Origin of the sequence: Frondihabitans cladoniiphilus, from assembly GCF_039544345.1 — a bacterium.
Lineage (GTDB): Bacteria > Actinomycetota > Actinomycetes > Actinomycetales > Microbacteriaceae > Frondihabitans > Frondihabitans cladoniiphilus.
Genome location: NZ_BAABLM010000001.1, coordinates 1,003,936 through 1,025,962, shown reverse-complemented (window position 1 = coordinate 1,025,962; position 22,027 = coordinate 1,003,936). Strand labels below are relative to the sequence as shown.

The 22,027-nt window shown below is 70.2% G+C and carries 22 protein-coding genes; 1 reads left to right on the top strand and 21 read right to left on the bottom strand.

Annotated elements, in window-relative coordinates:
• Positions 1–9 precede the first annotated feature (9 nt).
• From hisF to ABEA39_RS04770, 21 genes are all read right to left on the bottom strand, one after another.
• A complete protein-coding gene (gene hisF / locus ABEA39_RS04870) occupies positions 10–783 on the bottom strand; it encodes an imidazole glycerol phosphate synthase subunit HisF (protein ID WP_345373829.1) in 774 nt (257 codons plus the stop codon).
• A gap of 1 nt (position 784) precedes the next feature.
• A complete protein-coding gene (gene hisG, locus ABEA39_RS04865) occupies positions 785–1,624 on the bottom strand; it encodes an ATP phosphoribosyltransferase (RefSeq protein ID WP_345373827.1) in 840 nt (279 codons plus the stop codon).
• A gap of 51 nt (positions 1,625–1,675) precedes the next feature.
• The gene (locus ABEA39_RS04860) at positions 1,676–1,939 is read right to left on the bottom strand and encodes a phosphoribosyl-ATP diphosphatase (protein ID WP_345373825.1); all 264 of its coding nucleotides are present in this window, start codon (positions 1,937–1,939) and stop codon (positions 1,676–1,678) included.
• Positions 1,940–1,944: 5 nt separating this feature from the next.
• Positions 1,945–2,613 (bottom strand): ribulose-phosphate 3-epimerase, encoded by a 669-nt coding sequence (rpe, locus tag ABEA39_RS04855; RefSeq protein ID WP_345373823.1) that lies wholly within the window; start codon positions 2,611–2,613, stop codon positions 1,945–1,947.
• Positions 2,614–2,721: 108 nt separating this feature from the next.
• Complete coding sequence (locus ABEA39_RS04850; protein WP_345373821.1) at positions 2,722–4,098, bottom strand: RsmB/NOP family class I SAM-dependent RNA methyltransferase; 1,377 nt, start codon at positions 4,096–4,098, stop codon at positions 2,722–2,724.
• Positions 4,095–5,057 carry a methionyl-tRNA formyltransferase gene (gene fmt, locus ABEA39_RS04845; protein WP_345373819.1) on the bottom strand — a complete coding sequence of 321 codons (963 nt, stop codon included), beginning with the start codon at positions 5,055–5,057 and terminating at the stop codon, positions 4,095–4,097. The genes ABEA39_RS04850 and fmt overlap by 4 nt, the downstream gene beginning before the upstream one ends.
• 15 nt (positions 5,058–5,072) lie before the next feature.
• Complete coding sequence (locus tag ABEA39_RS04840) at positions 5,073–7,157, bottom strand: primosomal protein N' family DNA-binding protein (protein ID WP_345373817.1); 2,085 nt, start codon at positions 7,155–7,157, stop codon at positions 5,073–5,075.
• An 11-nt stretch (positions 7,158–7,168) separates the two neighbouring features.
• Positions 7,169–8,383 carry a methionine adenosyltransferase gene (gene metK, locus ABEA39_RS04835; protein WP_345373815.1) on the bottom strand — a complete coding sequence of 405 codons (1,215 nt, stop codon included), beginning with the start codon at positions 8,381–8,383 and terminating at the stop codon, positions 7,169–7,171.
• A 153-nt stretch (positions 8,384–8,536) separates the two neighbouring features.
• A complete protein-coding gene (rpoZ, locus tag ABEA39_RS04830; RefSeq protein WP_345373813.1) occupies positions 8,537–8,803 on the bottom strand; it encodes a DNA-directed RNA polymerase subunit omega in 267 nt (88 codons plus the stop codon).
• A gap of 8 nt (positions 8,804–8,811) precedes the next feature.
• Positions 8,812–9,741 carry a guanylate kinase gene (gene gmk, locus ABEA39_RS04825; RefSeq protein ID WP_345373810.1) on the bottom strand — a complete coding sequence of 310 codons (930 nt, stop codon included), beginning with the start codon at positions 9,739–9,741 and terminating at the stop codon, positions 8,812–8,814.
• Positions 9,729–10,652 (bottom strand): orotidine-5'-phosphate decarboxylase, encoded by a 924-nt coding sequence (gene pyrF / locus ABEA39_RS04820; protein ID WP_345373946.1) that lies wholly within the window; start codon positions 10,650–10,652, stop codon positions 9,729–9,731. Before pyrF ends, gmk begins: the two co-directional genes overlap by 13 nt.
• Before the next feature lie 77 nt (positions 10,653–10,729).
• Positions 10,730–14,005, bottom strand: a complete 3,276-nt coding sequence (gene carB, locus ABEA39_RS04815; RefSeq protein WP_345373808.1) for a carbamoyl-phosphate synthase large subunit — start codon at positions 14,003–14,005, stop codon at positions 10,730–10,732.
• On the bottom strand, positions 14,005–15,195 hold the full coding sequence (carA, locus tag ABEA39_RS04810; RefSeq protein ID WP_345373806.1) for a glutamine-hydrolyzing carbamoyl-phosphate synthase small subunit: 1,191 nt from the start codon (positions 15,193–15,195) through the stop codon (positions 14,005–14,007). The genes carB and carA overlap by 1 nt, the downstream gene beginning before the upstream one ends.
• Complete coding sequence (locus ABEA39_RS04805) at positions 15,192–15,734, bottom strand: PH-like domain-containing protein (RefSeq protein WP_345373804.1); 543 nt, start codon at positions 15,732–15,734, stop codon at positions 15,192–15,194. The genes carA and ABEA39_RS04805 overlap by 4 nt, the downstream gene beginning before the upstream one ends.
• Positions 15,731–17,089: a dihydroorotase gene (locus tag ABEA39_RS04800; RefSeq protein WP_345373802.1), complete on the bottom strand. Its 1,359-nt coding sequence runs from the start codon at positions 17,087–17,089 to the stop codon at positions 15,731–15,733. Before ABEA39_RS04800 ends, ABEA39_RS04805 begins: the two co-directional genes overlap by 4 nt.
• Positions 17,086–18,123, bottom strand: coding sequence for an aspartate carbamoyltransferase catalytic subunit (locus ABEA39_RS04795; RefSeq protein ID WP_345373800.1), 1,038 nt, complete (start codon positions 18,121–18,123; stop codon positions 17,086–17,088). The genes ABEA39_RS04800 and ABEA39_RS04795 overlap by 4 nt, the downstream gene beginning before the upstream one ends.
• Positions 18,120–18,659, bottom strand: coding sequence for a bifunctional pyr operon transcriptional regulator/uracil phosphoribosyltransferase PyrR (gene pyrR, locus ABEA39_RS04790; protein WP_345373798.1), 540 nt, complete (start codon positions 18,657–18,659; stop codon positions 18,120–18,122). Before pyrR ends, ABEA39_RS04795 begins: the two co-directional genes overlap by 4 nt.
• 73 nt (positions 18,660–18,732) lie before the next feature.
• Positions 18,733–19,506 carry a glucose 1-dehydrogenase gene (locus tag ABEA39_RS04785; RefSeq protein WP_345373796.1) on the bottom strand — a complete coding sequence of 258 codons (774 nt, stop codon included), beginning with the start codon at positions 19,504–19,506 and terminating at the stop codon, positions 18,733–18,735.
• A gap of 75 nt (positions 19,507–19,581) precedes the next feature.
• Positions 19,582–19,995 carry a transcription antitermination factor NusB gene (gene nusB / locus ABEA39_RS04780; protein ID WP_345373794.1) on the bottom strand — a complete coding sequence of 138 codons (414 nt, stop codon included), beginning with the start codon at positions 19,993–19,995 and terminating at the stop codon, positions 19,582–19,584.
• A 33-nt stretch (positions 19,996–20,028) separates the two neighbouring features.
• Positions 20,029–20,592: an elongation factor P gene (gene efp / locus ABEA39_RS04775; protein ID WP_345373792.1), complete on the bottom strand. Its 564-nt coding sequence runs from the start codon at positions 20,590–20,592 to the stop codon at positions 20,029–20,031.
• A 120-nt stretch (positions 20,593–20,712) separates the two neighbouring features.
• A complete protein-coding gene (locus ABEA39_RS04770; RefSeq protein ID WP_345373790.1) occupies positions 20,713–21,453 on the bottom strand; it encodes an AAA family ATPase in 741 nt (246 codons plus the stop codon).
• A 61-nt stretch (positions 21,454–21,514) separates the two neighbouring features.
• On the opposite strand from ABEA39_RS04770, the gene ABEA39_RS04765 reads away from it, so the two are divergent.
• Positions 21,515–22,021, top strand: coding sequence for a hypothetical protein (locus ABEA39_RS04765; protein WP_345373788.1), 507 nt, complete (start codon positions 21,515–21,517; stop codon positions 22,019–22,021).
• Positions 22,022–22,027 lie beyond the last annotated feature (6 nt).

Sequence of the window (22,027 nt, the reverse complement as noted above, 5' to 3'; positions counted from 1 at the left end):
GGGCGGGCGTCAGCGGACGATGGCACCCGATTCGGCGAGCCGTTTCTTCACGTCGCCGATCGTCAGCTCTCCATTGTGGAACACCGATGCTGCGAGCACGGCGTCGGCCCCGGCCTGGATCGCCGGGGCGAAGTCGTCCACCGAGCCGGCGCCGCCGGAGGCGATCACGGGCACCGAGCTGTGTGCCCGCATCAGCGCCACGAGTTCGAGGTCGTAGCCGTTCTTCGTGCCGTCGGCGTCGATGGAGTTGACGAGGAGCTCGCCGGCGCCGCGCTCGACCGCCTCGCGCGCCCAGGCGACGGCGTCGAGGTCCGTCTCGGTGCGACCGCCGTGGGTCGTGACCACGAACCCGCTCGGGGTCCTCTCCGAGCGCTTGATGTCGAGGCTGAGCACGAGCGCCTGAGCGCCGAAGCGGTCGGCGATCTCGCCGAGCAGCTCGGGTCGCGCGATCGCCGCGGAGTTCACCCCGATCTTGTCGGCGCCGGCGGCCTGCAGGCGGGCGACGTCGTCGGTGGAGCGGACTCCCCCGCCGACGGTCAGCGGGATGAAGACCTGCTCGGCCGTGGCGCGCACCACGTCGTACATCGTGGCCCGGCCCTCGACCGTGGCCGTCACGTCGAGGAACGTGACCTCGTCGGCGCCCTGTTCGTAGTAGGTGCGGGCGAGTTCGACGGGGTCGCCGGCGTCGCGGAGGTTCAAGAAGTTCACGCCCTTGACCACGCGCCCGGCGGCCACGTCGAGGCACGGGATGACTCGGACGGCGAGGGTGCTGTCGCCTGCCACGTCAGAGCCTCGCGGCGTGGATCGGGGTGACGATGATCGCGCGCGCCCCGAGGTCGTACAGGGCGTCCATGATCTGGTTTGTGTCGTGCCGCGAGACCATCACCCGAATGGCGGCCCACTCGGGGTCGTGCAGCGGCGAGACGGTCGGCGACTCGAATCCGGGGGCGATCTTCGTCGCCTCGTCGAGGAGACGCAGCGGGAGGTCGTAGTCCATGAGCACGTACTGGCGGGCGACGAGCACGCCCTGCAGGCGCCTCTGCAACACCTCGAGGCCGGGGATGCTCGGGTCGGCTGCGATCAGGACGGCGGTCGACTGCAGGATGACCGGCCCGAAGATCTCGAGCCCGGCGGCTCGCAGGGTGGTGCCCGTCTCGACGACGTCGGCGATCGCGTCGGCGACCCCGAGCTGCACGGCGCTCTCGACGGCCCCGTCGAGGGAGACGAGCTCGGCCGTGACTCCCCGTGCCTTCAGGAAGTCGCCGACCAGGCCGGCGTAGCTCGTGGCGACCCGGACGCCCTGGAGGTCTTCGAGGGTGGAGTACTTGCCGGCCGGGCCCGCGAAGCGGAAGGTCGACGAGCCGAAGTCGAGCGGGGCGACCTCGCCGGCGGTGGAGCCGGAGTCGAGCAGGAGGTCGCGGCCGGTGATGCCGACGTCGAGAGCGCCCGAACCGACGTAGGTGGCGATGTCGCGAGGGCGGAGATAGAAGAACTCGACCCCGTTGCGCTCGTCGGCGAGGTAGAGCGACTTCGGGTCGCGGCGGCCGGAGTAGCCGGCCTCGGTGAGCATCTGGCTTGCGGTCTCGCTGAGGGAACCCTTGTTGGGGACTGCTACGCGGAGCATGTGTGGTCTGTCGATTCTGTTGTGAGTGGCGGGGGCGCTTCTACTGCCGAGTCACAGATGTCGGTAGATGTCGGCCGGGGTGAGGCCCTTGGCCAGCATGAGGACCTGCACGTGGTAGATCAGCTGACTGATCTCTTCGGCGGTCGCGACGTCGCCCTCGTACTCGGCCGCCATCCAGACCTCGGCGGCCTCTTCGACGATCTTCTTGCCGATGGTGTGGACGCCGCCGTCGAACTCGGTGACGGTGCCGGAGCCCTCGGGGCGGTCGCGCACCTTGGCGGTGAGCTCGGTGAACAGGTCGTCGAAGGATTTCACGTCGACTACGCTACCGGGCCCGCGGCACGGCGAAGTGCCGCGATGCGCTCGTTCGGGGTCGGGCCGTCGGCCTTCCCGTACACGGCACTGCCGGCAACGAGGGTGTCGGCGCCGTTCCGCACGGCCGTGACGATGGTCTGCTCGTTGATGCCGCCGTCGACCTCGAGCCAGACGTCGAGACCGGACGCGTCGACGGCCCGCCGTGCAGCGGCGAGCTTGGGCATGGCGGCTTCGATGAACGACTGGCCGCCGAAGCCGGGCTCGACCGTCATGACGAGGATCATGTCGAGGTCGTCGAGCATGTCGAGCCAGGGCTCGATCGCGGTGCCGGGCTTGACGGCGACGGCGACGCGGGAGCCGGTGCTGCGGATGTCGCGCGCGAGCTTCTTCGGATCGGCGGCCGCCTCGGCCGAGAAGGTCACGCTGAACGCGCCCGTCTCGGCGTACTTCGGCGCCCACGTGTCGGGGTCGTCGATCATCAGGTGGACGTCGAGGGGAAGCGCGCTCACCTCTTGAATGCGCTGCACGATCGGCAGGCCGAGGGTGAGGTTCGGCACGAAATGGTTGTCCATCACGTCGACGTGGACGAGGTCGGCGTCGGAGATGCGGCCGAGGTCGCGCTCGAGGTTGACGAAGTCGGCCGACAGGATGCTGGGGCTGATGCGTACGGACACGGCTTCAGTCTATTGGGGGCGGGTGGTGCATCCCCCGCCCCTGCTCGTCGGCCGGTCGGGCCTGCTTGGCTCGTCGGCCGATCATGCCCGCCCGGGTGGCGCGGGCGGTTAGGGCTGCTTGCGCAGCAGCGCGACGAACATCGCGTCGGTGCCGTGCCGGTGCGGCCAGAGCTGTGCGAACGGTCCGGGCCCGAGGTCGAGGGGCGCGGTGGCGACGGACTGCAGGACGCCGGGTGCATCGAGCAGCTCGATGCCGTCGCCGTGCCGTTTCAGCCCCGACTCGACGACGGCGCGGGTCTCGGCGGTGTGCGGCGAGCAGGTGACGTAGGCGAGCGTGCCGCCGGGGGCGAGGGCGGCCAGGGCCGAGGCGAACAGCTTCGCCTGCAGCCGGGTGAGTTCGGCGACGTCGCGCGGCTGCTTGCGCCAGCGTGCCTCGGGCCGACGACGCAGCGCGCCGAGGCCGGTGCAGGGGGCGTCGAGGAGGATGCGGTCGTAGCGTTCGGGTTCGGCCTCGCCGAGGAGGGTGGCGTCGCCCTGGCGCACCTCGACGGTGACCGGGAGGGCCTGGAGCGCCTGCCGGACCAGGCCGACGCGGGCCGGGACGAGCTCGTTCGCGACGAGCGTGGCGCCGCCCACCCCCGCCTCCGCCGCGAGGAGGGCCGCCTTGCCGCCGGGGCCGGCGCACATGTCGAGCCAGCGTTCTCCGGCGACGACCGGCGCGACGCGGGACAGGGCCAGCGCGGCGAGCTGCGAACCTTCATCCTGGACTCGAACCTTGCCCTGCTCGACGAGGGGCAGCCGGGCGGGGTCGCCCGCGGGGGCCGTCAGCGCGACCGGCGAGTAGCGCCCGGCGTCGGAGCCGGTGGCCTTCACGGCGTCGGCGGTGACGGCGAGGCCGGGCAGGGCGACCAGGCTGACGCGGGGAGGCTCGTTGTCGGCTTCGAGCAGACCGGCGAGCTCGTCGGCCCGGCCCTCGACCGCCAGGGCCCCGCGGAACGCTCGGACGACCCACTCCGGGTGCGAGAACTCGGCCGACAGACGGTCGTCGACGCTCGTCGTCTCGGCGAGGACGCGCTCGCGCCACTCGTCGGGTGTGGAGCGGGTGAGGGTGCGGAGGACCCCGTTGACGAAGCCGGTGCCGGAGCGGCTGCCCACCTCTCGAGCCTGGTTGACGGCTTCGTGGACGGCCGCGTGGACGGCCACGCGCATCCCCAGGATCTGATGCGCTCCGAGGCGAAGGACGTCGAGCAGGGCGGGGTCGATCTTGTCGGGGGTGCGACGGGCGGCGAGGGTGAGGACGCGATCGTAGTAGCCGAGCATGCGGAGGGTGCCGTAGGTGAGCTCGGTGGCGAGACCGGCGTCTTGAGGCGACAGGCGGGCTGCGGCGATGCGCTTCGGCAGCAGGAGGTTGGCGTAGGCGTCGTCGTGCTCGACGGCGCGGATCACGTCGAAGGCGACGCGACGGGCGGGCTGGATGCCGCTCATGCGTGGCTCCCGTCGGACGGAGCGACCTGCACGGCCGCGTCGACCGTCAGACCCTCCCGGTCGGAGACTCCTCGCAGCCAGTCGGCGGCCGCCATCGGCTTCTTGCCCGCCGGCTGCACCACGAGCAGTTCGAGCGGGCTCGTGGCCGTGCCGACGAGCACGCGTCGACCGTCGAGGACGATGCGTCCGGCAGGCATCGCCGACGACGCGAGATCGGCGAGCCGAGCCTCGAGGACCTTCAGTCGGCCGCCGCCGACGCTCGTGAAGGCACCGGGTTCGGGTGAGACGCCGCGGTAGCGGTCGTGCAGCGTCGAGGCGGGCAGCGCGAAGTCGAGGAGACCGTCGTCGAGAGTCAGCTTCGGAGCGAGCGTGACCTCGCCCTCCTGAGCGACGCCGACGGCGATTCCGGCAGCGAGGTCGTCGACGACCTGCTCGAGCAGGAGGGCGCCGGTGCGGGAGAGCTCGCGGAGGAGGTCGCCGGCGGTCTCGTCGCCGCCCAGCTCGCGCGGGATCGTGCCGTAGACGACACCGGCGTCGAGTTCGGGCACGAGCTGGAACACCGCGGCCCCCGTGATCTCGTCGCCCGCGATGAGGGCCCGTTGCACCGGAGCGGCACCGCGCCACCGCGGCAGCAGGGAGAAGTGCAGGTTGATCCAGCCGAGGCGGGGTGTGGACAGCAGCGGTTCGCGCAGCAGCGCTCCGTAGGCGACGATGACGCCGAGGTCGGGCTCGAGAGCCGAGATCTCGGCCGTCACCTCGTCGGTGATGCGCCGGGTCTTGATGACGGGGATACCCAGCTCGTCGGCTGCGGACGCGACCGGCGTGGGTGTGAGCACCCGCTTCCGGCCCTGCGGCGTGTCGTCGCGCGTCAGCACGCCGACCACCTCGTGCTCGCTCTCGGCGAGGGTGTGGAGGGACGGGACAGCGGCAGCGGGGCTGCCGGCGAAGACGAGACGCACGACGGGGCTTTCGGTTCAGTCGGAGAACGGCTCGACGTCGTCGAACCGCACCTTGAGTGTAGGGACGGTCTTCCGGGCGCTCGAACCGCGAGGGTCGCCGGGGATGCGCCGCCGATCCGTCGCGGCCCGGATCACCTGCCCCCGCAGCACGGTCGCGACCTCGTGGCCGTGGGCGAAGTCGAAGCGGACGATGGCGCGGACCGTTCCGCCCTCGACGTCGACCGGCCCCAGAGTCTCTTTCGCGATCTCGGGCGGCAACGCGGCCAGAGCCTTCTCGACCGTCTCGGTGCGGCCCGTGACGGTGGCGACCCGGATGGCGGGCGGAAATCTCAGATGACGCCGATCGGCCAACTCGCCCGAAGCGAAGCGGGCCAGGTTCCAGGTGGCGAGCGACGACGCCAGGGCTCCCCCGACGCCGACGAGGAACACGGGCGCACGCCGGGCCGCGAGTGCGGTCGCGTTGGCCCACCACCGCAGGCAGTCTTCCGCCACGCGCAGGCTCTCGCGAGCGAGCATGCGCTCGCCGTCGAGCAGCAGGACGGCACGGTAGCCGCCCGGGGCGATCGGCTCGGCCCCGCGGGTGGCGACGACGATGGCGGGCTCGTCGTCGACGTGAGTGATCGGACGCGTTCCGTCGGAGACGATCACGCGCACGCCGGGGAAGGCCCGCCCGAGCTCGTCGGCCGTGCGCCCCGCCCCGGTGCCGACCGACCGGAACGTCGTTCCCTCGCACGTCGCGCAGCGCCACCCGACGGCCAGCGCGCCGCACCAGTTGCACGACGGCACCGCGTTCGCGCTCTTCTTCTGCAGGGGGCCGCTGCAGCGCAGGCAGCGAGCCGTGTCGCCGCACTCGGCGCAGGCCAGACGCGGCGCGTAGCCGGGATGCGCGACCTGCACCAGCACGGGCCCGAACTCCACGCCGGCCTTCGCCTCGATCCACGCCGCCGACGGGATCCGCGCGTTGGCGGCGAAGCCCTCGCGAGACCCCTGCTGCGTCGTCGGGATGACCCGGGGCTGATAGCGGGGATCGGGCGTGACCTCGGCGAGCCAGCCGATCTCGACCAGCCGCTGCACGTCGGTGCTCCGGGCGTGCCCGGCGAAGACGAGAGCCGGCTTCTGCTGTTCGCACCGGACCAGCGCCGTGTCACGGGCGTGGACATACGGGCTGAGCGGTTCGGAGAACAGAGGGTCGCCGTCGTCCCACACGGCGATGAGACCCAGGCGCTCCGACGGGGCGAGCAGCACCGATCGGTTGCCCACCAGGACCAGGGCGTCGTCGCCCCGCGCTCGCAGCATCGCTCGATACCGGTCGGGATTCGATTGCTTGGAATCGAGGCGCACGATGCGTTCGGGAGGCACGACGGCCTCCAACGCCGACACGAGCTGCTGTTGGTCGCGGTAGTCGGGCACGGCGAGGATCGCGTTGTCGCCGTCGCTGAGCGCTACCGAGGCGAGTTGAGCCAGCGTGACGGCCCATTGGCCGACCCAGCCGCCGTCGCCCGGAAGCTCGACGAGCAGGGGCACGGCGTCGAGCGCGAGGCGACCCCGGGCGCGGACCGCGGCCGCCAGATCGGTCGACCGGTAGCCGTCGACGGCCACCTCGGTCACCTCGGCGGGCCCGGTAGCGGGCCCGGTACCGGGCGAGGCCGAGAGCGTGGGATGCACCCCCTCCGCGTCTCCCCCGGCGCTCGCGTCTGCGGCGGCGGCCCGCACGCCGGCCTCCTCGGCTGCCGCACGCGCGGCGAGCCAGGCCTTCTCGACCCGTACCTGCCTCGTGGGTACCGCCAGTCGGAGCACGTCGCTGGCCGAGCCCCCGGCCCGATCGGAGACCGCCCGGGCGAGCCGCCAGACTTCGGGTGCCAGCACCGGCACCGGCGAGATGAGGTCTTCGATCTCGCTGAGCGACCCTTCGTGTTCGGAGGTCGACGCCAGCTCGACGACGAAGGCGTCGGCCATGCGACCGGCCGAGCGGAGCGGGACCTTGACGCGCATCCCCGGCCCGACCTGGCCTTCGAGGCGCGCCGGAACGGCGTAGTCGAACAGCCGGTCGAGCTGCGGGAGCGGGGTGTCGACCAGCACCCGCGCGATCGACCGGGGCACTCGCGGCCTGCTTAGAGGCCCGCTGCGGCCTTGAGGGCGTCGACGCGGTCGAGCGCCTCCCAGGTGAACTCGGGCAGCTCGCGGCCGAAGTGGCCGTAGGTGGCGGTCTGGCCGTAGATCGGGCGCAGGAGGTCGAGGTCGCGGATGATCGCAGCGGGCCGAAGGTCGAAGACCGCCTTGACGGCCTCGATGATCGCGTCGTCGGGGATGTGGCCCGTGCCGAAGGTCTCGACGTAGAGGCCGACCGGTGCCGAGCGGCCGATCGCGTAGGCGATCTGGAGTTCGAGGCGCTCGGCGAAGCCGGCTGCGACGGCGTTCTTCGCGACCCAGCGCATCGCGTAGGCGGCCGACCGGTCGACCTTCGACGGGTCTTTGCCCGAGAAGGCGCCGCCGCCGTGGCGTGAGGCCCCGCCGTAGGTGTCGACGATGATCTTGCGGCCGGTGAGGCCGGCGTCGCCCTGCGGGCCGCCGATCTCGAAGCGACCGGTCGGGTTGATGATGAACTTCGTCTCGCTGGTGTCGAGGCCGGGCGCCTCGGACGCCAGGACCGGACGGATGACGTGCTCGATGACGTCGGCCGCGAGGACGTCCATCGTGACGTTGGGCGAGTGCTGTGTCGACAGGACGACCGTGTCGACGGTGACCGGGGTGTAGCCGTCGTAGCCGATGGTGACCTGCGTCTTGCCGTCGGGCCGCAGGTAGGTAAGGAGGCCGTCTTTGCGGACTGCGGAGAGGCGCTCGGCGAGACGGTGCGCGAGCCACACCGGGAGGGGCATGAGCTGCGGGGTCTCGGTCGTGGCGAAGCCGAACATGATGCCCTGGTCGCCGGCGCCCTGCGCGTCGAGGTGGTCCTCGGCCGAGAGCTGGCCGGTGCGCACCTCGAGGGCGTTGTCGACGCCCTGGGCGATGTCGGGCGACTGCGCCCCGATCGAGACCTCGACGCCGCAGGTACGGCCGTCGAAGCTGACCGACGAGTCGTTGTAGCCGATGCCCGTGATCAGGTCGCGGACGATGGTCGGGATGTCGACGTAGCCCGTGGTGGTGACCTCGCCGGCCACGTGGACGAGCCCGGTCGTGACGAGGGTCTCGACCGCGACGCGGCTGTGCGGGTCGACCTCGAGGAGCGCGTCGAGGATGCGATCGGAGATCTGGTCGCAGATCTTGTCGGGGTGCCCCTCGGTGACGGATTCGGACGTGAAGAGGCGCAGCTCGCGTGAAAAGGTCACAGGGTTCCCAAAAGGTGTCGCAGACGGTGGAGAGAGCCGGTGAAAACGGCCTCCCCAACCATAGCCCGCACCCTCTGACACTCTCCGGGCCGTTACGCCGAAGGGCGGGCCCGACCGAAGTCGGACCCGCCCTGTGGAGAAGACGACGCGCTGTTACTCGGGGACGACCTCGAGCGGCTTGGCGGTCAGCTTGTCTTCGTTGATCTCGTGCATCGCGACGGAGAGCGGCTTGTCGTCGATGGTGGAGTCGACGAGAGGGCCGACGTTGTCGAAGAGCGAGCCCTCGTGCAGGTCGGCGTAGTAGTCGTTGATCTGACGAGCGCGCTTGGACGCGAAGATGACGAGTGCGTACTTCGACTCGACCTTCGAGAGCAGGTCGTCGATGGGCGGGTCGATGATGCCCTTGTTCCTGTCGGCCATGGTGCCTCCTACTGAAGTCGTGACCCGCTGGGGCGCGAAGGCGCGGCGGGCAATGTCATCAAGTCTACGACTTCTCGAGCCGCTTCGCTGACCTCGGTGTTGACGACCTTGACGTCGAACTCGTCCTGGGCGGCGAGCTCGACCTTCGCGGTCTCGAGGCGGCGCTGCTGCTCGGCCGTGTCTTCGGTGCCGCGGCCGATCAGGCGGCGCACCAGCTCCTCCCACGTCGGCGGGAGCAGGAACACCAGGACGGCCTCGGGCATGACGGCCCGCACCTGGCGGGCACCCTGGAGGTCGATCTCGAGGAGCACGCTGCGGCCCTTGTCGAGGGCGGCGTCGATCGGCGGACGCGGCGTGCCGTAGCGCGACTGGTTGTGCACGGTCGCGTACTCGAGCAGCTCACGGTCGCGGATCATGCGGTCGAACTCGTCGTCGTCGACGAAGTAGTAGTGCACGCCGTCGACCTCGCCGGGCCGAGGCTTGCGTGTCGTCGCGGAGACGGACAGGTGCACGTCGGGGTAGTTCTCGCGGATGAAGGTCGAGACGGTGCCCTTGCCGACGGCGGTGGGCCCGGCGAGCACGACGAGGCGGGACTTGACGCGCCCGCGGGCCTCGCGCTGTGACAGCCAGTCGCCGAGGATCACTCTCTGACGGACGCCGAGCCCGCCGACGCGCTTGGAGTCGGCGATGCCGAGCTGCTCCATGATGCGCGCCACGCGCGTGGGGCCGATTCCGGGGATGCTCGTCAACAGTTCGCGGACGCGCAGAGTGGCCTCGGGTGCCGTGGGTTCGCTCGCCCACCCGGCTTCGGCCACCTCGAGTGCAGTGCGGCGTCGCTCGGCGACGTCGCGTTTGACGGTGGCTCGGGCTCGGCGTGCCGCCACCGCGGCCTTGGCGGCGGCGGCGCGGTCGACCGGCGGCGGGGTCATGCGAGGCATGTGCGCACCTCCTCGGTGGCCTGGCGTGCGGCGGCGGCGACGCCGGAACGACCGGCCGCGACCATGGAACGCGAGGCGGAGACGAGGACGCTGCCGGCGGCCTCGCCGTAGAGGCGGGCCACGTCGGAGTAGAGGGCCCCCTGGGCTCCGAAGCCGGGCGCCAGGATCGGCGTCGACGTGAGGTCTCGGGTGCGGATGCCGTAGTCGTCGAGGTCGACGGTCGCGCCGAGGACGAGCCCGATCGAGTCGAGGGAGCGGGCGCGAGTCGCAGCACCGGGGTGACCGGACGAAACATCCTGGTCAGCGGCAGCATCGTTGTCGTGGAGCACGTCGTCGACGATACCGGCTGCGACGGTCTTTCCGGCGCGCGGGCCGGAGTCGATCCGGGCGAGTTGCGTGTCTCGGGCCTCCGGGTTCGAGGTGGCCGCGAGGACGAAGACGCCGCCGCCGGTCTCGCGGGCCGTGCGGAGGAAGCCGGCGTTCGCTCCGAGACCCTGGTAGGCGGCGACCGTGACGGCGTCGGCTCGCAGGGGGGACGACTCGTCGAACCAGGCCTGGGCGTAGCTGTCCATGGTGGTGCCGATGTCGCCGCGTTTGGCGTCCGCGATCACGAGGAGGCGTGCATCCCGCGCTGCTTGGATGACGTCTTCGAGAGCCGCGAATCCCTTCGAGCCGTAGCGCTCGAAGAAGGCGACCTGAGGTTTGACGATCGGCACCAGCCCGGCGACGGCCTCGACGACCGCGAGGCCGAACGACCGCGCCCCCTCGGCCGAGACCGGGAGGCCCCAGTCGCCGAGCAGGTACGGGTGCGGGTCGATGCCGACGCAGAGCTGCCCGAACTCGTCGAACGCTCGCGCGAGGCGCGACCCGAACGACGGTCGCGCCCCCGACGGCGCGACCTCCCCCGACATCGCGACCGCCCCCGTGGGTGCGGCCTCCGCCGATGGTGCGGCCGAGTCGTCAGACGGGGCCGCACCGGGGCCGGTCGTCACAGCTTGGCCTCGCGCTCCCGGGCGTAGTCCTGCAGGCTCGTCACGTCGTAGCCGGTGTGGATCGTCTCGATCGACGCGACCGCAGCGGCGAGCTGGGCCATCGTGGTGAACAGGGCCTTGTCGGCCGCCACCGTCGCCGCGCGGATCTCGTAACCGTCGGCGCGACCGCTCGAACCGGACGGCGTGTTGATCACCAGGTCGACCTCGTCGCGGTTGATCAGGTCGACCACGCTCTCGCCGCCCTCGGAGTACTTGCCGACGATTCGCGTCGGGATGCCGTTGCGGGTGAGGACCGTCGCCGTGCCCTCGGTCGCGATGATCTCGAAACCGAGCTGCTGGAGGCGCAGCACCGGCAGGACGATCGCGCGCTTGTCGCGGTCGGCGACGCTCACGAACGCCACGCCGCCGGTGGGAAGCCCGCCGTACGCCGCCGTCTGGCTCTTGGCGAACGCCCGCGGGAAGTCGCGGTCGATGCCCATGACCTCGCCGGTCGAGCGCATCTCGGGGCTGAGGACGCTGTCGACGACCTGGCCGTCCTTCGTGCGGAACCGCTTGAACGGCAGCACGGCCTCCTTCACCGAGATCGGCGAGTCGAGGGGGACGTCGGACCCGTCGACGGCGGGAAGGAGACCCGAAGCGACGAGATCGCGGATGCTCGACCCGACCATGATGAGCGACGCGGCCTTGGCCAAGGGGATGCCGAGGGCCTTCGAGACGAAGGGCACCGTGCGGCTGGCACGCGGGTTCGCCTCGAGGACGTAGAGCACACCGGCCGCGATCGCGAACTGCACGTTCAGGAGGCCGGAGACGCCGATGCCCTCGGCGATCTTGAGGGTCGCCTCGCGCACGCGGTCGATCTCGCCCTTGCCGAGCGTGACCGGGGGCAGGGTGCAGCTCGAGTCGCCGGAGTGGATGCCGGCCTCCTCGATGTGCTCCATGATGCCGCCGACGTAGAGCTCCGTGCCGTCGTAGAGGGCGTCGACGTCGATCTCCACCGCGTCGTCGAGGAACCGGTCGACGAGCAGCGGCTGGCCGGCGCCGATGATGGCCTGGTCTTTCACCCGCTCGAAGTAGTCGGCCAACAGCTCGGACGAGTACACGATCTCCATGCCGCGGCCGCCGAGCACGTAGGAGGGGCGGACCAGGACGGGGTAGCCGATCTCCTCGGCGACGGCGACGGCCGACTCGAAGTCGGTGCCGGTGCCGTTGCGCGGAGCGAGCAGACCGCCCTGGTCGAGGATCTGCGAGAACAGGCCGCGCTCCTCGGCGGAGTCGATCGCGTCGGGCGACGTGCCGAGGATGGGCACCCCTGCCGCCTCGAGGCCGCTCGCCAGACCGAGGGCCGTCTGGCCGCCGAGCTGCACGACGACGCCCACGAGCTCGCCGGAGGCGCTCTCGGCGTGGACGACCTCAAGCACGTCCTCGAGCGTCAGCGGCTCGAAGTACAGGCGGTCGCTGGTGTCGTAGTCGGTCGAGACCGTCTCGGGGTTGCAGTTGATCATGATGGTCTCGAAGCCGGCGTCCGACAGGGCGAACGAGGCGTGCACGCAGGAGTAGTCGAACTCGACGCCCTGACCGATACGGTTCGGTCCGGAGCCCAGGATGATGACCTTGCGGCGCTCGGACGGGACGACCTCGGTCTCGAAGTCGTAGCTCGAGTAGTGGTACGGCGTGAGCGCCGGGAACTCGCCCGCACAGGTGTCGACCGTCTTGTAGATCGGGCGGACGCCGAGGTAGATGCGGTGGTCGCGGATGTCGTGCTCGAGTCGGCCCCGGAGCTGAGCGATCTGGATGTCGCTGAATCCGTGGTCCTTCGCCTCGACCATGGTGTCGTAGTCGAGCTCCTCGGCGTTCTTGATGCGGTCCGCGACCTCGTTGATCAGCACGATCTGGTCGATGAACCACGGGTCGATCTTGGTCGCGTCGAAGACCTGCTCGGCCGTGGCACCGGCCCGCAGGGCCTGCTGCACCGTGACGATGCGGCCGTCGGTGGGAACGGCCGACAGGGCCAGCAGCTCGTCGACGTCGCCGGGGCGCCCCTCCCAGTGGAAGCTCGACCCGCGCTTCTCCAGCGAGCGGAGCGCCTTCTGCAGCGCCTGGGTGAAGTTGCGACCGATGGCCATGGCCTCGCCGACGCTCTTCATGGTCGTCGTCAGCGTCGTGTCGGCCGCCGGGAACTTCTCGAACGCGAAGCGGGGCACCTTCACCACGACGTAGTCGAGGGTCGGCTCGAAGGAGGCCGGCGTGACCTTCGTGATGTCGTTCTGGATCTCGTCCAGGCGGTAGCCGATGGCGAGCTTGGCGGCGATCTTCGCGATCGGGAAGCCGGTCGCCTTGGAGGCGAGCGCGCTCGATCGGGAGACGCGCGGGTTCATCTCGATCACGATGATCCGGCCGTCGGCGGGATCGATGGCGAACTGGATGTTGCATCCCCCGGTGTCGACGCCCACCCGACGGATGATGTCGATGCCGATGTCGCGGAGCTTCTGGAACTCGACGTCGGTGAGGGTGAGTGCGGGGGCGACGGTGATGGAGTCGCCGGTGTGGACGCCGACCGGGTCGAAGTTCTCGATCGAGCAGATGACCACCGTGTTGTCGGCCGTGTCGCGCATGAGCTCGAGCTCGTACTCCTTCCAGCCGGTGATGCTCTCTTCGAGCAGCACCTCGCTGGTCGGACTCGAGTGCAGGCCGTCGCCGACCATGCGCATGAGCTCGTCGCGGTCGTGCGCGAAGCCGGAGCCGAGCCCGCCCATGGTGAACGACGGGCGGACGACGAGGGGGTAGCCCAGGTCGTCGGCTGCGGCGACGGCCTCGTCGAGACGGTGCACGATGTGGCTGCGGGCCACGTCGGCACCGGACTCGAGCACGAGCTCTTTGAAGACCTGGCGGTCCTCGCCGCGCTGGATGGCTTCGACCTTGGCGCCGATGAGCTCGACGCCGTGCTTGGCGAGGATGCCGGCCTCGTCGAGGGCGATGGCGGCGTTGAGCGCCGTCTGACCGCCGAGGGTCGGGAGGACGGCGTCGGGGCGCTCCTTGATGATGATCGACTCGAGCACCTCGGAGGTGATCGGCTCGATGTACGTCGCGTCGGCGAAGTCGGGGTCGGTCATGATCGTGGCCGGGTTCGGGTTCACGAGGATGACGCGGACGCCCTCCTCGCGGAGAACGCGGCAGGCCTGGGTGCCGGAGTAGTCGAACTCGGCCGCCTGACCGATGACGATCGGGCCGGAGCCGATGACGAGGACGGAGTTGATGTCGGGACGCTTGGGCATCAGTTGCTTTCCTGCTCGGTCGAGATCTGTTGCTGGTCGGAGCCGCGGGCGCCGGCACGCGTCACGACGAGTTCGCGGAACCGGTCGAAGAGGTGGTTGCTGTCGTGCGGGCCGGCGGCCGCCTCGGGGTGGTACTGCACCGAGAAGGCCGGGATGTCGAGGGCGCGGAGGCCCTCGACCACGTTGTCGTTGAGGGAGAAGTGGCTCACCTCGACGCGACCGAAGCCGGCGGGCGACTCGAGGACGCCGTCGATCGGCGCGTCCACCGCGAAGCCGTGGTTCTGACTCGTGATCTCGACGGTGCCGGTGGTCTTGTCCCACACCGGCTGGTTGATGCCGCGGTGGCCGAAGGGCAGCTTGTAGGTGCCGAAGCCGAGAGCGCGGCCGAGCAGCTGGTTGCCGAAGCAGATGCCGAAGAAGGGCATCCCCTCGCGCAGGGCCGACTGCAGCAGTTCGACCTGCGAGTCGGAGGCGGCCGGGTCGCCGGGGCCGTTCGAGTAGAAGAGCGCGTCGGGTGCGATGGCACGCAGCTCGTCGGCCGTGACCGACTGGGGCAGCACGATCACGTCGAAGCCGCGCTGTGCGAGGTACTTCAGCGTGGAGGTCTTCACACCGAGGTCGAGGACCGCCACGGATCCGATGCGCTCGCCCACTGCGGGCAGGTCGTAGCGCTCGGTGGTCGAGACGCGGCTGCTGAGGTTGAGGCCGGCCATTCCGTCCTGCTCGCGGACGAGGCGGAGCTGCTCGTCGTCGGCGAGGTCGAAGTCGGCGCCGGAGAAGATGCCGGAGCGCATCGATCCGGTGTCGCGCAGGCGGCGGGTGATGGCGCGGGTGTCGACGCCCTTGATGCCGACGATCCCGTCGCGGACGAGCTGGTCGTCGAGGCTGCCGGTGGCGCGGTAGTTCGAGACGACGCGGCTCGCATCGCGGACGACGTAACCGGCGACCCAGATCTGCGACGACTCGGTGTCTTCGTCGTTGACGCCGGTGTTGCCGATGTGCGGGGCCGTCATGACGACGATCTGCCCGGCGTACGACGGGTCGGTGAGGGTCTCTTGGTAGCCGGTCATACCGGTCGCGAAGACGGCCTCGCCGAGGGTGCGCCCGGTGGCGCCGTACGGGCGGCCGACGAATCGGCTGCCGTCTTCGAGAACGAGGACCGCCCTGCTGCTGGTGGACACGTCTGTCACGGGGTCTTCTCTCCTGTGGTGGTTCCGGGTGCCGTCTCGGCACCGTTTCCGGTCGTGGTGATGAGCTGGTTCATCGCGTCGATCAGATCGTGGGGATCGGTCGAGTCGCGAAGGTAGGTGTCGACGTCGAGGTCGCCGAGGCGCCAGCCGACGAGGACCAGCCCGTCGGTCTCGACGACGCGGTCGATGGTCCAGGTGGCGCGGCCGACCTCTCGGAGCGCGGCCGGTTCGATCAGGATCGGGTCGTTTCCTGCGATCGCGAGCCGGATACCCGTGGGATGCACGGACACGGTCGCACGGCCGCGGAAGCCGAGCCCGCCCACGACGATCCGGTCGAGCGGGTCGCCGTTCTTCGAGGTCGCGACGTAGAACACCCGCTTCTCGAGGGTGGCCGGGCCGAGCACGTCGTCGCCCGGTGCCACGGGGGGACGGCTGACTCCGGCCTGCCGCCTGCCGCGGGCCTTCCACCCGGCGCGCATGAACAGGTAGACGACCACGACGAGGGCGAGGAAGCCCGCGCCGATCAGCCAGTCGATCATCGGGTGGCCGCCGTCTGCTGCGCGAGGAGGGCGGCTTCGGCGATCTCGTTCTCGTCGACCAGTTCGCCGTCGAGGACGGTCGCGTAGCCGTTGTGGAATGTCGCGATGACCTGGCCGGCCATCTCGCGCCCGAGGAACGGCGAGTTGATGCTCTTGCCTGCGAGGTCGTCGACCGTGAACGTCTTGATCACGTTTCGATCGTAGAGCGTGATCTCGGCGGGCGAGCCCACGGCGATGGGGACCCCCTGGCCCGTGACCTGACCGATTCGGGCGGGGGCGATCGAGAGGATCCGCTCCACGTCGGGCCAGCCGATCCGGCCAGGGTCGACCATCGCATACTGCACGACCGCGAGGGCCGACTCGAGCCCGACCATCCCGTTGGCGGCGTTGTCCCACTCGCAGCTCTTGGCCTCGGAGGTGTGCGGGGCGTGGTCGGTCGCGACGATGTCGACCGTGCCGTCGGCCAGCGCGGAGCGGAGGGCTTCGACGTCTTCCTGTCGGCGGAGCGGCGGGTTGACCTTGTAGCGGGCGTCGTAGGTCGAGACCAGGTCTTCGGTGAGCAGCAGATGGTGCGGCGTGACCTCGGCCGTGACGGCGAAGCCGCGCGACTTGGCCCAGCGGATGACCTCGACGCTGCCGGCCGTCGAGACGTGGCAGACGTGCAGGCGCGCGCCGACGTGGTTCGCCAGCAGCACGTCGCGGGCGATGATCGCCTCCTCGGCCACGGCGGGCCAGCCGGCGAGGCCGAGAGTCGCGCTGAGTTCGCCCTCGTTCATCTGGGCGCCGACGGTGAGACGCGGCTCTTGAGAATGCTGGGCGAGGACGCCGCCGAATCCCTTGATGTACTCGAGGGCGCGACGCATGAGCAGCGGGTCGGCGACGCACTGGCCGTCGTCGGAGAAGACGCGGACGGCGGCGCGCGAGTTCGCCATGGCGCCGATCTCGCTGAGGTGTGTGCCGGCCAGGCCCTGCGAGACCGCACCGATCGGGCGGACGGTCACGTACCCGGCGCGGTCGCCCAGCGCCTGCACCTGCTCGACGACGCCGGCCGTGTCGGCCACGGGCGAGGAGTTGGCCATCGCGTTGACGGCGGTGAAACCTCCGGCCGCAGCCGCGCGCGAGCCGGTCAGGACGGTCTCGCTGCCTTCGAAGCCGGGCTCGCGGAGGTGCGTGTGCAGATCGACCAGGCCGGGCAGGGCCACGAGCCCGGCGCCGTCGATGACGGTCGCGCCCAGCGAGGAGAGGTTCGTGCCGAGCGCCTTGACGACGCCGCCCCCGAGGAGGATGTCGGTCGACTCGTTCGTGGAGAGCTGCACGCCCTTGACGAGGTACTCGGTGGTCGTCGGGTCGCTCATGCGTGGGCCTCTCGGTGATTCGTCTCGCGGGTGCCGGTGCTGCGGTCGCCGAGGCCGGCATCGCGGACGCCGGCATCGCGGACGCCCGCGTCTCGGTCGCCCGCCAGGGTCAGGTACAGCACGGCCATTCGTACGGCCACGCCGTTGGTGACCTGCTCGAGCACGGTCGACTGCGGCGAGTCGGCCGCCTCGTCGCTGATCTCGAGGCCGCGGTTCATCGGGCCCGGGTGCATGACGATCGTCTTCTCCGGCAGGGAGCGGAAGCGGGCGGCGCTCAGGCCCCAGGACTTCGCGTACTCGCGAGCGTTCGGGAAGAACGCCTCGTTCATCCGCTCCTGCTGGATCCGCAGCATCATCACCACGTCGGGCTCGACCTCGGCCAGGGCTGCGTCGAGGTCGTAGTGGACATCGACGCCGAAGGCCGCGACCCCGTTGGGCAGAAGCGTCGGGGGCGCCACGAACGTGACCGTCGCGCCCAGCGTCTTCAGCAGCCACGCGTTCGAGCGGGCCACGCGCGAGTGCAGCACGTCGCCGACGATGACGACCTTGAGGCCGCGGAGGTCGCGCCCGCGGCTGTCCGCGCCGTGGAAGCGGCGCCGCATGGTGAAGGCGTCGAGAAGGGCCTGCGTGGGATGCTCGTGCGTGCCGTCGCCGGCGTTCACCACCCCGGCGTCGACCCAGCCGCTCTCGGCCAGCACCCGCGGTGCTCCCGAGGCGGGGTGGCGGATCACGATCCCGTCGGCACCCATGGCGGCGAGGGTCTGTGCGGTGTCTTTGAGGGACTCGCCCTTGGAGACGCTCGAGCCCTTGGCGGCGAAGTTGATCACGTCGGCGCTCAAGCGCTTGGCCGCCGCCTCGAACGAGATGCGGGTGCGGGTGGAGTCTTCGAAGAAGAGGTTGACGACGGTGATGCCGCGGAGCGTCGGCAGCTTCTTGACCTCGCGCGTCGAGACGTCGGCCATGTCTTCGGCGATGTCGAGGATGCGGAGCGCGTCGTCGCGGGACAGGTCGGCGGTGCTGAGGAGGTGCTTCACGCCACTCCCCCTTCGATCGAGACGCGCTCGTCGCCGTCGAGCTCTTCGAGCCGGACGTAGATGCGCTCGGACGTCGACGACGGCAGGTTCTTGCCCACGTAGTCGGCGCGGATCGGAAGCTCGCGGTGGCCCCGGTCGACCAGGACGGCCAGGCGGACGATGCGCGGGCGGCCGATGGCGCTCAGGGCGTCGAGGGCGGCGCGGATGGTGCGGCCCGAGTAGAGCACGTCGTCGACGAGGACGACGGTCTTGCCGTCGACTCCCCCGGCGGGGACGCTCGTCGGCCGGGGTGACCGGGTCGGCTGCCGACGCAGGTCGTCGCGGTACAGCGTCGCGTCGATGGCACCCGTCGGGATCGGCGTGCCGCTGATGCCTTCGAGCAGGGAGGCGAGGCGTTCGGCGAGGTGCACCCCGCGAGTGGGGATGCCCAGGAGGACGAGGTCGTCGGCCCCCTTGTTGCCCTCGAGGATCTCGTGGGCGATGCGCGTCAATGCGCGCGTGATGTCAGCCTGACTCAGCACTTCTCTGGTGCTCAATCGGACCCCCTTCCCCGCCTCTCGGGACGGAATTTAAAGGACGTCGGTGTGTGCCCTTCCACCTTAGTGGGCGTCAGAGGCCGACGCTGCCCTGCATGATGCCGCCGTCGATGAACACGGTGGTGGCCGTCATGTACGACGACTTGCCGGACGACAGGAAGACGACCATCTCGGCGATGTCGGTGGGCTCCGCGAGCTTGCCGACGGGGATCGCCGCGTCGAGCTCCTTCAGCTTCTCCGGGTCGGCGACGGTCTCGGCGTTGATGGGGGTGTCGACGGCCCCGGGGGCGACGTTGACGACGCGGATGCCATGCGGACCGAGCTCGACGCCCGCGGTGCGGGTGAGCATGCGGGTGCCGCCCTTCGACACGCAGTAGGCGATGTTTCCGGGCATGGGCCAGTCCTCGTGCACGCTCGACATGTTGATGACGAGGCCGGGGGTGCCCTGGGCGATGAACTGCTTGGCGGCGAACTGGGTGCCGAAGAAGGCGCTCTTGAGATTGACGGAGAGGATCTTCTCGAAGTCCTCCTCGGTCGTGTCGAGGATCCCGGTGCGGTTCTCGATGCCGGCGTTGTTGACGATCACGTCGAGACGGCCGTACGTGTCGACCGCGGTCTGGACCATCTTGTGCAGGTCGGCCGCCTGGCTCACGTCGGCCTGGACGCCGACCGCCTTGCCGCCCGCGGCTTCGATCTTCGCGATGATCTTGTCGGTCGCGTCGCCGTGCGCCACGTAGTCGATCACGATGTTGGCACCCTCGCGGGCTGCGGCGACGACGATCGCCTCACCGATTCCCGAGTTGCCGCCGGTCACGATCATCGTCTTGCCTTCGAGGAGCATGGTCATCCCGTTCTAGCCCCGCACCGTGCAGAGCCACCCCGGACGCTACATCCGGGGTGGCTCTGCGAATTCAGGTGATTCTTATGCGGTGGTCGTGGCGATGCGACCCAGCAGGCCGTTGACGAAGCTGGCGGAGTCGTCGGTCGAGAGCGACTGTGCGAGCTCGACGGCCTCCGAGATCGCCACGGCGTCGGGGATCTCGTCGTTCTTCGTGAGCTCCCAGATGCCCATGCGCAGGATCGCGCGGTCGATAGTGGGCATGCGCCCGAGCGACCAGCCCTGGGAGTACGTCTCGATGAGCTCGTCGATCTCGGGGCGGTTCTCGATGACGCCCTGCACGATGTCGCGGGCATAGCCCCAGCTCGTGCTGCGCTCGGGTTCGGCCATGGCCCGCTGGGTCTCGGCGACGAGGGCGTCGTCGATCGAGATCTGGCGGATGTCGGCGACGTAGAGGATGTCGAGGGCTCGCTTGCGGGCCTTGGTTCGTGCGCTCACTGGGGGTTGTCGGCGTTCGTCGTCGGTCGGCGACTAGTCGTTGACGCGGCCGAGGTAGCTGCCGTCGCGCGTGTCGACCTTGACCTTGGTGCCGGTCTCGAGGAACAGCGGGACCTGGATCTCGTAGCCGGTCTCGACGGTGGCGGGCTTGGTGCCGCCGGTGGAGCGGTCGCCCTGAAGGCCCGGCTCGGTGTAGGTGACCTCGAGGACGACGGAGGCGGGGAGCTCGATGTAGAGCGGGTCGCCGTCGTGCAGGGCGACCTGGACGTTCTGGTTCTCGAGCATGAAGTTCTTGGAGTCGCCGACGACCGTGGCGGGGATGTTGATCTGGTCGTAGTCGGTGGTGTCCATGAAGACGTAGCCGTCGGCCTCGGCGTACAGGTAGGTGTACTCGCGACGGTCGACGTTGGCGAACTCGACCTTGGTGCCCGCATTGAAGGTCTTGTCGACGACCTTGCCGGTCAGGACGTTCTTCATCTTGGTACGGACGAAGGCGCCGCCCTTGCCCGGCTTGACGTGCTGGAACTCGACGATGTTCCAGAGCTGGCCGTCGAGGTTGAGAACGGCGCCGTTCTTGATGTCGTTGGTAGTCGCCATGCGCTGGATTTCCTTTACGAGTTCTGTTCGTCTTTGTGAAGATGCGTGGCCCGTGATTCGGCCACGGACAAGTGTAGCGTGCCGTCGAAATCGTCCGGCTCGAGGCTGCAGCCGTGCCGCTCAGCCGACCACGTGGCGGAGGAACCGCTGGGGGTCGTCGAAGAACAGCTTGTAGTTGGTGACGAGACCGAGGTCGCTCCAGGGGCTCGGGCGCAGCCCCCACTCCCCCACCTCGTAGATCGTCGCCCCGGGGATGGCCGCCAGCACCGGCGAGTGCGTCGACAGGATCACCTGCGACCCGCCCTCGGCGATCTTGTCGGCGAGGGCACCGACCAGTGCGAGGCAGCCCTGGAACGACAGGGCCGACTCCGGCTCGTCGAGCATCCACAATCCGCGGCCCTTGAAGCGGCTGAGGACCAGCTCGAGGAACGACTCGCCGTGCGACATCTCGTGGAAGCGGGGTTCGGGCCTGCCCGGATTCTGTTCGAGGTACGTGTAGAACGAGTGCATCGTCTCGGCCCGCAGGAAGTAGCCGCGCTTGGACCCGCCGATGCCACGGCTGAGCCGCAACGACTCCCACAGCGGCGACTCGGTGGCTCGAGTCGAGTGCCGCGACCCCGTCGATCCCCCTTCGACGCCCATGCCGTACGCCCCCGCGATGCCCTCGACCAGCGTCGACTTGCCCGACCCGTTCTCGCCGACGAACACGGTGATCGGCCCCAGCTCGAGGCCGTGGTCGAGCACGCTACGGACCGGTGCGAGCGTGGCAGGCCAGCGGTCGCGGGGCAGGGGCGAGTCGGGATGCTCGTTGACGCCCCGGATCGGCTGCCGCACGAATGTCGGAGAGGAATCGTCGCTCATGCGCTCCAGTGTGCCGCCCGCCACGACGGTTCTTCGAAAGGGCGATGCGTAGGATGCACGGATGAGCGCCCCGGGAACACCGCCCCCGCGCCGATCCGCCGCCCCGCACGGGTACCACCTCGACGGCGAGGGGCTCCTCGTTCCCGACACGAAGGCGGGTGCATCCCCCGCTCTCTTCGTCGGCCTCTGGATCGCCGAGGCCGTTTTCATCGGCCTGGCGCTGGTCGGGATCCTGCTTCGGCCCTGGCTGCCGGAGACCTTCGGTGTCGTGACTGCGTTCGTCTGGCTGCTGCTGTTCCTGGCGACGACGGCGCTGCACTCGCGGGCGCGGCTGCGGCCGGCCGCCACCGTGGCGGAGAAGATCGGGGCGGTCGCGGGGATGCTCGTGGCCATCGCCTGGGCGGTCTGGCTCGGACTCAGCCTGCCGTCGCTCGCGGTGTCGAAGGGGATCGGACCGCGGATCCTCCTGGCCGTCGCCGGCGAGGCCGCCCTCATGGTGGCGGCGGTGCTCGCGTACCGGGGCCGGATGTTCCACTGGCGGAAGCCCTGGGTGGCCCCGCCCCGGTGACGCAGG

Coding starts and splice junctions, on each gene's coding strand:
- ABEA39_RS04770 (WP_345373790.1), bottom strand. CDS start 21,453: ATGAGCGACGATTCCTCTCCGACATTCGTGCGGCAGCCGATCCGGGGC.
- ABEA39_RS04785 (WP_345373796.1), bottom strand. CDS start 19,506: ATGACCATGCTCCTCGAAGGCAAGACGATGATCGTGACCGGCGGCAAC.
- gmk (WP_345373810.1), bottom strand. CDS start 9,741: ATGCCTCGCATGACCCCGCCGCCGGTCGACCGCGCCGCCGCCGCCAAG.
- pyrF (WP_345373946.1), bottom strand. CDS start 10,652: ATGTCGGGGGAGGTCGCGCCGTCGGGGGCGCGACCGTCGTTCGGGTCG.
- ABEA39_RS04800 (WP_345373802.1), bottom strand. CDS start 17,089: ATGAGCGACCCGACGACCACCGAGTACCTCGTCAAGGGCGTGCAGCTC.
- ABEA39_RS04850 (WP_345373821.1), bottom strand. CDS start 4,098: ATGAGCGGCATCCAGCCCGCCCGTCGCGTCGCCTTCGACGTGATCCGC.
- rpoZ (WP_345373813.1), bottom strand. CDS start 8,803: ATGGCCGACAGGAACAAGGGCATCATCGACCCGCCCATCGACGACCTG.
- efp (WP_345373792.1), bottom strand. CDS start 20,592: ATGGCGACTACCAACGACATCAAGAACGGCGCCGTTCTCAACCTCGAC.
- ABEA39_RS04765 (WP_345373788.1), top strand. CDS start 21,515: ATGAGCGCCCCGGGAACACCGCCCCCGCGCCGATCCGCCGCCCCGCAC.
- hisG (WP_345373827.1), bottom strand. CDS start 1,624: ATGCTCCGCGTAGCAGTCCCCAACAAGGGTTCCCTCAGCGAGACCGCA.
- ABEA39_RS04805 (WP_345373804.1), bottom strand. CDS start 15,734: ATGATCGACTGGCTGATCGGCGCGGGCTTCCTCGCCCTCGTCGTGGTC.
- carB (WP_345373808.1), bottom strand. CDS start 14,005: ATGCCCAAGCGTCCCGACATCAACTCCGTCCTCGTCATCGGCTCCGGC.